We start from the raw sequence: 10,020 nt of genomic DNA, 5'->3' as shown, positions 1-10,020 counted from the left end.
ACATGACCGAAGCCTTCACGCCGCTCGCCATCGCCGCCTGCACCGCCACCAGCGCCATGGGCACGGGCATTGCCGCCACCCGCGCCGCGCTGCACGCCCGGCGCGGCGGCATCAGCGCCGCCCCGCCGGAAGACCGCCCCGCCCCCTTCACCGGCCGCGTGCCGGGGGTGGACGGAGTGGCGTTGCCGGAGGGGCTCGCGCGCTTCGACTGCCGCAACAACCGGCTGGCGGAGCTGGCCCTGCGGCAGGACGGCTTTCTCGCGGCCATCGAGCAGGCCCGCGCGCGCTTTGGCGCGGCGCGCATCGCCATTGTCATGGGCACCAGCACCTCGGGCATCGCCGAAACCGAGGCCGCTTATCGCCGCCGCCCCGAGGGGCAGGAAGCGCTGCCGGGGGATTTCGACTTCGCCGCCACACATGACCTGTTTTCGCTGCCGCGCTATCTGCGGGCGCGCCTCGGGCTGTCCGGCCCGGCGCTGACCATTTCCACCGCCTGCACCTCCGGCGCCCGTGCCTTTCTGGAAGCGGCGACGATGATCCGTGCCGGGCTGTGCGACGCGGCGCTGGTCGGCGGCGTGGACACGCTGTGCCGCATGACGGTGGAAGGCTTCGGCTCCCTGGCCCTGCTCGCCCCCGGCCCGACGCGGCCCTGCAGCGCGGACCGCGACGGCATCACGGTGGGCGAGGCCGCTGGCTTCGCGCTGCTGACGCGGGTGGCGGACGCGCCGCCCGGCACGGCGCGGCTGCTGGGCGCCGGCGCCAGCAGCGACGGGCACCACATGTCCTCGCCGCATCCGGATGGGCTCGGCGCCGTGTCCGCCATGCGCGCCGCGCTGCTGGCCGCGGGGCTGGCGCCGGAGGACATCGACTACATCAACCTGCACGGCACCGGCACCCGCGCCAACGACGCCATGGAGGACCGCGCGGTGTTTCACCTGTTCGGCGCCACGGTGCCGTGTTCCTCCACCAAGGGTTTCACGGGCCACACGCTGGGTGCTTCCGGAGCGCTGGAAGTCGTCATTGCCTTGATCTGCATGGAGGACGGGCTGGTGCCGGGGTGCCTGGGTGTCGAAACCGTGGACCCGGAGTTCCGCGCCGATGTCGCGACCGCCAACCGCGCCTTGCCGGTGCGGCGTGTGCTGAGCAACTCCTTCGGCTTCGGCGGCAGCAACTGCAGCCTGGTGCTGGGCGCGTGAGCGGCGCGCGCTGCTTCGTGGGCGGGCTGGCGCTGCTCGGCCCGGGACTGCCGAGCTGGGCGGACGCCGAGCCGGTGCTGGCCGGGCGCCAGTCTTGGCAAGACGCGGCCCCGGTGATCCCGCCGCCCGCCCTGCTGGCGCCGACCGAACGCCGCCGCACCAGCCTGGTGGTGCGCCTGGCGCTGGCCGCCGCCGGCGCGGCGGTGCAGGCCGCCGGCGTGGCGCCGGACAGGGTAGAAACGGTGTTCAGCAGCTCCAACGGCGACGGCGCGGTGGTCGGCGCCATCCTGGACAGCTTGGCGGCCGAGGATGGCGAGGTCTCGCCCACGCAGTTCCACAACTCGGTGCACAACGCCGCCGCCGGGTACTGGGGCATCGGCGCGCATTCCACGCAGCCCTCCATCAGCCTCGGTTGTCATCAGGACAGCTTTCCGCTCGGCCTGCTGCAGGCGGCGGCGCAGGTGGCCGGGCGAGGCGTGTCCGTGCTGTTCTGCGCCTATGACGCGCCGCTGGCCGGGCCGCTGGGGCCGCTGCACCAGGTGGACTTTCCCTTTGCCATGGCCTGCGTGCTGACGCCGGAGCCGGTGGCCGGCACGCGCGGGATGCTGACCGTGCGCCATCAGGCCGGCGCGGCGGCGGAAACGCCTTCCCCCTGGAATGCGCTGGGCGCCGCCAACCCGGCCGCGCGCGCCCTGCCGGTGCTGGCGGCGCTGGCCGCCGGAAAGCCCGCCACGATCGTCCAACCCCTGTTGGACGAAGGGCATGTGAGCATCGAGGTCGCGCCGTGCTGATCGACCACGCCGGCATCGCCGCCCTGGTGCCACATGCCGGCAGCATGTGCCTGCTGGACCGCGTGACGGGCTGGGATGCCGACAGCATCCGCGCCGCCGCCACGGGCCACCGGAACGTGGCCAACCCGTTGCGGCGGGACGGGCTGCTGCCGGCGGTCTGCGGCGTGGAATACGCCTTGCAGGCCATGGCGGTGCATGGCGCCCTGACCGGCGGCGAGGGGCAGCCGCAGCCCGCCGGCTTTCTGGCCAGCCTGCGCAACCTGTCGCTGGCGGCCACGCGGCTGGACGACGTGGCCGAGGACCTGCTGGTGGAGGCCACGGCGCTGGCGCGGGAAGCGCGCTCCTTTGTTTACAGCTTTTCCGTCGCCGCCGGGGGGCGCGTGCTGCTGGCCGGGCAGGCGGCGATCATCATTCCGGAGCATTCCGCATGAAGCGCGCCCTGGTCACCGGCGGCGGCAGCCCGATCGGCACCGCCATCGCCCGCAGGCTGGCTGCCGAGGGGCTGCACGTCATCCTGCACGCCCACCGCAACATCGCCGGCGCGCAGGCCGAGGCGCATGCGCTGCGCGAGGCGGGCCGCAGCGCCGAGGCCGTCAGCTTCGATGTCACGGACGCCGCCATTTGCGATGCGGCGATGAATGCCCTGCTGGAATCCGGCCCCATCCAGGTGCTGGTGCACAACGCCGGCACGCATGACGACGCGCCCATGGCCGGCATGAGCGCCAAGCAGTGGCATGGCGTGATCGACGTCTCGCTGAACGGCTTCTTCCACGTGGCGCAGCCGCTGCTGCTGCCGATGATCGGCACCCGCTGGGGGCGGGTGGTCGCCATCTCCTCCGTGTCCGCGATCATGGGCAACCGGGGGCAGGCCAACTACGCGGCGGCCAAGGCGGGTCTGTCGGGGGCGGTGCGGTCGATCTCCATGGAATGCGCGTCGCGCGGGGTGACGGCCAACGTGGTGGCGCCGGGGGTGATCGAGAGCCCGGCGGTGGAGGCCGTCATGACGCGCGAGCAGATCAGCCGCATGGTGCCCGCCAAGCGCGCCGGCAAGCCGGAGGAGGTGGCGGAATTGGTGGCCTTCCTGGCTTCCGACCGCGCTGCCTACATCAGCGGCCAGACCATCTCGATCAACGGCGGCATGGCCTAGAACCAGGCGATCAGCCCGAGCCCCGCGACCATCAGCAGCCCGCCAATCACCCGGCCCAGGCCGGCGGCGCGGACCTCGAACCCCAGCAGCCCGTAATGGTCCATCACCAGCGAGGTGATGACGGCGGCGGTGACCGTCAGGCCCATGAAGACCGCCGCCCCCAGCTTCTCCGCCATCAGCATCATGCTGAAGACGTAGATCGCGCCCAGCACGCCGCCAACCCAGCCCCACCAGGGCACCGCGGCGACGCCGGCGCCCGGCGGCAGCTTCTGCCCGCTGACCACGGCGGCCAGCAGCGCCGTGGCCAGCGCCACGGCGAAGACCACCACGACACTCCACAACGGTTGCTCCAGACCTTTCCGCAAGGTGGTGTTGCTGCCGCTCTGGACGGTGTTGAGGATGCCCGCCCCGAAGGCGAAGGCGACCAGGACCCATTGCATGGCGTGTTTCCGGCTCCGGTGCTGCGGGGGGAACACCCGCGCGGCGGGTGCCGTTGCACCGGCGGGCCGCCGCAGCTTGGCAAGGCACGTTGCAAATCGGCCATGCCGGCCGGGGCACCCGCCTTGACGGGCGGCGACCGGCACCTGCCCCGGTGGCCCGCGCGGGTTGCCGAGCGGGCCTTCCCTTCGTTAAAACGGCGGCATCGTTCTGGGAGAGGAACCGATGCCGCTGGACGCCCCCACCCCCGAGGCCGCCATCCTGGCCGAGCGCTGCGACGTGCTGGTGATCGGCGGTGGCCCCGCCGGCGCCACGGCCGCCGCCCTGCTGGCGGCGCGCGGCCGCAAGGTGGTGATGGTGGAAAAAGCGGTGCATCCGCGCTTCCATATCGGCGAATCGCTGCTGCCGCAGAACCTGCGCATCTTCGAGAAGCTGGGCGTGGCGGAACAGGTGCGGGCGCTCGGCGTGTTCAAGCCCGGCGCCTCCTTTATTTCGGACGAGCACGGAGCGAAGGTGTCCTTCGCCTTCGCCGACGGCATCAACAAGAACTACACCCACAGCTATCAGGTGAAGCGCGCGGAGTTCGACGAGCTCTTGTTCCGCAACGCGGCGGCCAAGGGTGTCGAGACACATGAAGGCACGCGGGTGCTGGACGTGGCGCTGGACGCCGTGCATGGCTCCCGCGTCACGGCGCGGGGGCCGGACGGCGCCACCCGCACTTGGCTGGCGCGCTTCGTGGTGGATGCCTCGGGCCGCGACACGCTGCTGGCCACCAGCCAGGGCGCCAAGCAGCGCAACCCGGACAACAACACCGCCGCCTTGTACGGCCACTTCCGCGGCGTCACCCCCTGCGAGGGATGCCACGAAGGCAACATCACCATCCACCTGCTGGAACAGGGCTGGGCGTGGCTGATCCCGCTGCCCGGCGGGCTGACCAGCATCGGCATCGTGTCCACGCCGGAATTCTTCAAGACGCGTTCGGGCGGCGTGGCGGAGTTCCTGTTGAGCAGCCTGGACCGCAGCCCCTCCATCCGTGCCCGGATGGCCGGGGCGGAGCTGGTGTCCGAGGTCACCACCACCGGCAACTACTCCTACCGCGCCAGGGAGATGCTGGGGGACGGGTGGCTGATGGTGGGCGACGCCTTCGCTTTCATCGACCCCGTCTTCTCGTCCGGCGTGATGCTGGCGATGGCGAGCGCCGAGCTGGGGGCAGAGGCGGTGGATGCCTGGCTGGATGACCCGCGCAAGGCCGCGGCGCCGATGCGCACCTTCGAGCGCAAGGTGCGGCGCGCCATCGGCTCCATGTCGTGGCTGATCTATCGCATCAACCAGCCGGTGCTGCGCGACATGTTCATGCAGCCCTCCAACCGGTTCCGCATGCGGGACGGGCTGGTGAGCCTGTTGGCGGGGGACGTGCACGCCAACACCAACCGGCAGCTGCCCGTGCTGGCCTTCAAGGCCACCTACGGCGTGCTGAGCGTGGCGCACCGCCTGGGCTACCGCCTGCGGGGCGGCACGCTGCGCAAGACCCCGACCGCCGCCTGACACCGAGGAGCCGCCCCGATGCGCCGACTGCTTGCCGCCTCCCTGCTTTGCCTGGGGCTCGCCGCCTGCGGCACCACCCAGGTCAGCATGCCCTATTCCGCGACCGCCACGCCCGTCGCGGTCGGCCGCCCGGTGGTGACGGTGGCCGCCGTCACCGACCGCCGCGAGGACGGGCGCGAGGACGCCAACTGGATCGGCACCATCCGCGGCGGCTTCGGCAACCCGATCAAGCGACTGGAGGCCGACCGACCGGTGACCGAGGTGGTGCGCGCCGCATTCACCGACGGCCTGGCCGCCCGCGGCATGCTGGCCCAGGGCACCGGGCGCTATGCCCTGTCGGTCGAGGTGCTGCAGTTCAAGTCGGACCAGCTGTCGCGCCGTGAGGCGACCGTCGAGTTCCGCGTCTCCCTGGCCCCCGCGACGGGCGGCCCGCCGGTGCTGGTGGTGCAGGAGCGCGCCAACCAGGTGGGCGGCAGCGCCATCACGCTGACGGCCGGCGTGTTCGGCTCGCTGGACGACCTGCGGGCCATCGCGCTCAGCACCATGAACGAGGCGGTGGACCGCGTGCTGAACCGCCCGGACTTCGCCGCCGCGCTGCGGTAGTTCCAAACAACGGAACGGGTGACAAGGCAACGGTTCGGCTTCACACTGATGCCCGAGACGGCAACGAATGCCGCCGGGACTCCATCGGGAGGAGCAGGACCAAGCATGATCAGCCGCCGCCTCATGGCGGGCAGCGCTTTGGCGGGCACCGCCGCCGCGCTGGCCGCCCCCGCCATCGCCCAGACCGCGCCCGAGATCCGTTGGCGCATGGCCAGCAGCTTTCCCCGCTCGCTCGATACCATCTACGGCGCCGGCGACCATGTGGCCAAGCGCGTGGCGGCTATGACCGACGGCAAGTTCCAGATCCGCGCCTTTCCGGCCGGCGAGCTGGTGCCCGGGCTGCAGGTAGCCGATGCGGTGCAGGCCGGCACGGTGGAATGCGCCCACACCGCCTCCTACTACTTCACCGGCAAGGACCCGACCTTCGCCTTCGATGGCGCGGTGCCCTTCGGGCTGAACGCGCGGCAGATCAACGCCTGGCTGCAGCAGGGCGGCGGACGCGAGGTGATGCGCGACTTCTTCGCCGGCTACAACATCGTCTCCATCCCGGCCGGCAACACGGGCGCGCAGATGGGCGGCTGGTTCCGCAAGGAGATCAAGACCGTCGCGGACCTGAACGGGCTGAAGTTCCGCATCGCCGGCATCGCGGGCGCCATGATGCAGAAGCTCGGCGTCATTCCGCAGCAGATCGCGGGCGGCGATATCTATCCTTCGCTGGAAAAGGGCACCATCGACGCCGCCGAATGGGTGGGGCCCTATGACGACGAGAAGCTGGGCTTCAACCGGGTCGCGCCCTTCTACTACTACCCGGGGTTCTGGGAAGGCTCGCTGAACCTGTCGCTCTACGTCAACAAGGCGACGTTCGACGCACTGCCGGCCACCTACAAGGAAGTGCTGGAAAGCGCCTGCCGCGACAGCACCATCGAGACGCTGGCCAAGTACGACGTGCAGAACCCCGCCGCGCTGCGCCGGCTGGTGGCCGCCGGCACCCAGCTGCGGCCCTTCCCGCGCGAGGTGATGCAGGCCGCCTACAAGGCTGCCTTCGAGCTGTACGACGAGATCTCGGCCAAGAACGCCGACTTCAAGAAGGTCTACGACCACTGGAAGTCGTTCCGCGACGCCGAGTACGGGTGGTTCCGCGTCACCGAATACAGCTTCGACCAGTTCGCCTATTTCATGTATGGGCAGGAACAGCAGCAGCAGCCGGCCACGCCGCGCCGCTGACCTTCACCGATACGCTGAGGAGCCGCCCGCCCCATGGGTCCCTTTCTGGCATACAGCCGCTTCATGGACCGGGTGAGCGGCGCCTTCGGTCTGGTCGCCGACTGGATGGTGCTGCTGGCCTGCCTGATCAGCGCCGGCAACGCCACCATGCGCTACACCGTCAACTACAGCTCCAACGCCTGGCTGGAGGTGCAGTGGTACCTATTCGCCGGCATTGTCATGCTCGGCGCCTCCTATACGCTGGTGCGCAACGAGCATGTGCGCGTGGACCTCGTCTACGGCAGCATGGGCCCGCGCGGAAAGCTGTGGATCGATGTCTTCGGCATTATCCTGTTCCTGCTGCCCGCCATGGCGCTGCTGACCTGGATGACCTGGCCCTTCTTTCTCGACGCCTTGCAGCGCAACGAGCATTCCTCCAACGCCGGCGGCCTGCTGCGCTGGCCGGTGAAGCTGCTGCTGCCGCTGGGCTTCCTGCTGCTGACGCTGCAGGGGCTGGCGGAACTGATCAAGCGCATCGCGCTCCTCCGCGGCATTCAGCCGTCGGGCGAGGTGGTGGTCGAATACGTACGCCCCGAACAGTAAGATCCCGGAAGACCACGCCCGATGCTGTCCCTTGAGGTGATGCCGCCGCTGATGTTCGGCGGCCTCGTCGTGTTCCTGCTGATCGGCTTTCCGGTCGCCTTCTCGCTCGCCGCGGTGGGCCTGTTCTTCGGCTTTCTGTCGATCGAGCTGGGCTTCTTCACCACCGCCTATCTAGGCAACCTGCCGCTGCGCGTCTTCGGCATCATGTCCAACGACCTGCTGCTGGCCATCCCCTTCTTCACGCTGATGGGCGCCATCCTGGAGCGATGCGGGCTGGCCGAGGACCTGCTGGAAGGCACCGGGCAGCTCTTCGGCAAGGTGCCGGGCGGGCTGGCCTATGCCGTCATCCTGGTGGGTGCGGTGCTCGGCGCCATCACCGGCACCGTCGCCGCCTCGGTCATCGCCATGGGCATGATCAGCCTGCCGATCATGATCAAGTACGGCTACGACATGCGGATCGCGACCGGCGTCATCGCCGCGTCCGGCACCATCACGCAGGTGATCCCGCCCTCGCTGGTGCTGATCATCCTGGGCGACCAGCTCGGCAAGTCGGTGGGTGACATGTATGCCGGCGCCATCGGGCCCAGCATCATGCAGGTGCTGCTGTTCATCGGCTTCATCGCCGCCGTCTCCATCTTCCAGCCCAAGCGTGTGCCGCCGCTGCCGGACGAAGCGCTGGGTCCTAGAGGCTGGCCGCTGATCTGGCGCGTGCTGAAGGGCATGGTGCCTTGCATCGTGCTGATCTTCCTGGTCCTCGGCACCATCTTTCTGGGCCTGGCCACGCCGACGGAGGCGGGCGCCATGGGTGCCGTTGGCGCCGTGGCGCTGGCCGCCGTCAACCGCCGCCTGACCTGGCCACTGATCAACCAGGCCATGCAGAACACCATGCGGCTGACCGCCATGGTGATCTTCATCCTGGTCGGCTCCACCGTCTTTTCCCTGGTGTTCCAGGGCGTCGACGGCGGCTTGTGGATCGAGCACCTGTTGTCGCACCTGCCGGGCGGTCAGGCGGGGTTCCTGATCTTCGTCAACATCTTCATCTTCTTTCTGGCCTTCTTCCTGGACTTCTTCGAGATCGTGTTCATCGTCGTGCCGCTGCTGGTGCCGCCGGCGATCAAGCTGGACATCAACCTCGTCTGGTTCGGCGTGCTGCTGTGCGTGAACATGCAGACCAGCTTCATGCACCCGCCCTTCGGCTTCGCGCTGTTCTACCTGCGCGGCATCGCGCCCAAGACCGTCCGCTCGCGCGACATCTACTGGGGCGCCATTCCCTGGGTGGGGCTGCAGCTTATCCTGGTCGCCATCGTGATCTTCTGGCCGCAAAGCGTCACCTACTGGCTGGAAGAGGGCAATGGCGTCGATCCGAGCACGGTGAAGATCGAGATCCCGATGTCCGACATCCCCGAGGACAACGCACCGATCACCTTCAAATGACCGGGCGGCGCGCCAGCCGCATCCACAGCGCGGCCAGTGCCGGCGTGGCGAAGACCGGCAGGGCGGTCAGGGCCAGCAGCAGGTTCGCCTGGGGCGGCAGCGCGGCGCCGCAGGCCACCCACACCAGGGTGACGTTGCGGTAGCCACCCATCAGCAGCGCGTCCGGCACCCGCCGGCCGCGCTGCGCCAGCAGCACGGCCACGGTGCCCGCCAGCCCCGGCAGGCAGGCGAGCCCCAGCAGCCTGAGCGTCCCCGCGGGATCGCCGAGCAGCAGGGGGGCCAAGCCGCTCATGCGCCCCATGGCGGTGACGGACAGCGCCACCACCGTCAGCCCCGCGCAGCCACGCCGCGCGCCCACGCCCGACAGCGGCGGCCAGCGGCGCAGCGGCAGTGCCAATAGCGCCGGCAGGGCGGTCAACATCCAAAGCCGCCCCGCCAGGGCTTCCGGCGCCAGCACGCCGCCGGCCCCCAGCAGCATGGCCACCACCGGCAGCAGCACCGGCGCCGCCGCCGTGCTGGCCACCACGCCCAGCAGGCTGCGCCGGCCATCCAGCCCCAGGGCGGCGGCCAACCCGATGGCCCCCGCGCCGGCCGGCGCCGCCGCCGCCAGCGCGGCGGCAATGCCGAGCGGGGCCTCCGCGCCGCTGACCTCCGCCATGCTCCAGGCCAGGGCGGGTGCGCCGAGCCCCAGGCACAGGGCCAGCAGCAAAGGTTGGCCGAGCCCTTCCCGCAGCGGCAGGCTCTGGCCGTCCTTCCAGCCACGCGCCGGCAGCGCCAGCACGCCCAGCAGGGTGGTCAGCGCCAGCAGCGGCGGCGCCAAGACTGCCGCTGCGGCCGCCAGCGGCGGCAGCAGCAACCCGAGCGCCATGGCGCCGACCGGCAGCAGCGCCACCACCCGCCGCAGCGACGCATCGCCCCTGGGCATGACATCCCCGCCGGGGCTGGCCACCACCGCTACCACGGCCGCCCCTCCGCCGCCGGGGCCGGTTGCGCGGGCGGAACCTGGGGAGGCGGTGCCTGGCGTATCCAGGCACCGGCCGGTGCCGCCACGGGGCGGCCG

General features: G+C 70.7%; 11 protein-coding genes. 9 read left to right on the top strand and 2 right to left on the bottom strand.

Going from position 1 to position 10,020, the window contains the following annotated elements:
- Positions 1–2: 2 nt before the first annotated feature.
- The 4 genes from IAI59_RS19440 to fabG are packed head-to-tail and all read left to right on the top strand — an operon-like array spanning position 3 to position 3,134.
- Entirely contained in the window at positions 3–1,196 is a 1,194-nt protein-coding gene (locus IAI59_RS19440; protein WP_207416032.1) for a beta-ketoacyl-[acyl-carrier-protein] synthase family protein, read from the top strand.
- Positions 1,193–1,987: a beta-ketoacyl synthase chain length factor gene (locus IAI59_RS19435; protein ID WP_207416031.1), complete on the top strand. Its 795-nt coding sequence runs from the start codon at positions 1,193–1,195 to the stop codon at positions 1,985–1,987. Before IAI59_RS19440 ends, IAI59_RS19435 begins: the two co-directional genes overlap by 4 nt.
- The gene (locus tag IAI59_RS19430) at positions 1,981–2,418 is read left to right on the top strand and encodes a hotdog family protein (protein WP_207416030.1); all 438 of its coding nucleotides are present in this window, start codon (positions 1,981–1,983) and stop codon (positions 2,416–2,418) included. The genes IAI59_RS19435 and IAI59_RS19430 overlap by 7 nt, the downstream gene beginning before the upstream one ends.
- Positions 2,415–3,134, top strand: coding sequence for a 3-oxoacyl-ACP reductase FabG (fabG, locus tag IAI59_RS19425; protein ID WP_207416029.1), 720 nt, complete (start codon positions 2,415–2,417; stop codon positions 3,132–3,134). The genes IAI59_RS19430 and fabG overlap by 4 nt, the downstream gene beginning before the upstream one ends.
- Here fabG and IAI59_RS19420 read toward each other — a convergent pair.
- Entirely contained in the window at positions 3,131–3,574 is a 444-nt protein-coding gene (locus IAI59_RS19420; RefSeq protein ID WP_207416028.1) for a DMT family transporter, read from the bottom strand. The two genes, fabG and IAI59_RS19420, sit on opposite strands and share 4 nt — an antisense overlap.
- Positions 3,575–3,797: 223 nt before the next feature.
- On the opposite strand from IAI59_RS19420, the gene IAI59_RS19415 reads away from it, so the two are divergent.
- The 5 genes from IAI59_RS19415 (at position 3,798) to IAI59_RS19395 (ending at position 8,960) form a co-directional block, all read left to right on the top strand.
- Positions 3,798–5,117 carry an NAD(P)/FAD-dependent oxidoreductase gene (locus IAI59_RS19415; protein WP_207416027.1) on the top strand — a complete coding sequence of 440 codons (1,320 nt, stop codon included), beginning with the start codon at positions 3,798–3,800 and terminating at the stop codon, positions 5,115–5,117.
- Positions 5,118–5,135: 18 nt separating this feature from the next.
- Entirely contained in the window at positions 5,136–5,720 is a 585-nt protein-coding gene (locus tag IAI59_RS19410; protein ID WP_207416026.1) for a YajG family lipoprotein, read from the top strand.
- 105 nt (positions 5,721–5,825) lie between these two features.
- Positions 5,826–6,944 carry a TRAP transporter substrate-binding protein gene (locus IAI59_RS19405; RefSeq protein ID WP_207416025.1) on the top strand — a complete coding sequence of 373 codons (1,119 nt, stop codon included), beginning with the start codon at positions 5,826–5,828 and terminating at the stop codon, positions 6,942–6,944.
- A gap of 33 nt (positions 6,945–6,977) precedes the next feature.
- Positions 6,978–7,526: a TRAP transporter small permease subunit gene (locus IAI59_RS19400; protein WP_207416024.1), complete on the top strand. Its 549-nt coding sequence runs from the start codon at positions 6,978–6,980 to the stop codon at positions 7,524–7,526.
- A 21-nt stretch (positions 7,527–7,547) separates the two neighbouring features.
- Positions 7,548–8,960, top strand: a complete 1,413-nt coding sequence (locus IAI59_RS19395; RefSeq protein ID WP_207416023.1) for a TRAP transporter large permease — start codon at positions 7,548–7,550, stop codon at positions 8,958–8,960.
- Here IAI59_RS19395 and IAI59_RS19390 read toward each other — a convergent pair.
- Positions 8,953–9,921, bottom strand: coding sequence for a hypothetical protein (locus IAI59_RS19390; protein WP_207416022.1), 969 nt, complete (start codon positions 9,919–9,921; stop codon positions 8,953–8,955). The genes IAI59_RS19395 and IAI59_RS19390 overlap by 8 nt on opposite strands.
- Positions 9,922–10,020: the final 99 nt, after the last annotated feature.

This window comes from Roseomonas haemaphysalidis (assembly GCF_017355405.1).
Classification (GTDB): Bacteria; Pseudomonadota; Alphaproteobacteria; order Acetobacterales; family Acetobacteraceae; genus Pseudoroseomonas; species Pseudoroseomonas haemaphysalidis.
This window is presented reverse-complemented; position numbering and strand designations above follow the sequence as displayed.

Coding starts and splice junctions, on each gene's coding strand:
- IAI59_RS19415 (WP_207416027.1), top strand. CDS start 3,798: ATGCCGCTGGACGCCCCCACCCCCGAGGCCGCCATCCTGGCCGAGCGC.
- IAI59_RS19410 (WP_207416026.1), top strand. CDS start 5,136: ATGCGCCGACTGCTTGCCGCCTCCCTGCTTTGCCTGGGGCTCGCCGCC.
- IAI59_RS19405 (WP_207416025.1), top strand. CDS start 5,826: ATGATCAGCCGCCGCCTCATGGCGGGCAGCGCTTTGGCGGGCACCGCC.
- IAI59_RS19400 (WP_207416024.1), top strand. CDS start 6,978: ATGGGTCCCTTTCTGGCATACAGCCGCTTCATGGACCGGGTGAGCGGC.
- IAI59_RS19395 (WP_207416023.1), top strand. CDS start 7,548: ATGCTGTCCCTTGAGGTGATGCCGCCGCTGATGTTCGGCGGCCTCGTC.
- IAI59_RS19440 (WP_207416032.1), top strand. CDS start 3: ATGACCGAAGCCTTCACGCCGCTCGCCATCGCCGCCTGCACCGCCACC.
- fabG (WP_207416029.1), top strand. CDS start 2,415: ATGAAGCGCGCCCTGGTCACCGGCGGCGGCAGCCCGATCGGCACCGCC.
- IAI59_RS19420 (WP_207416028.1), bottom strand. CDS start 3,574: ATGCAATGGGTCCTGGTCGCCTTCGCCTTCGGGGCGGGCATCCTCAAC.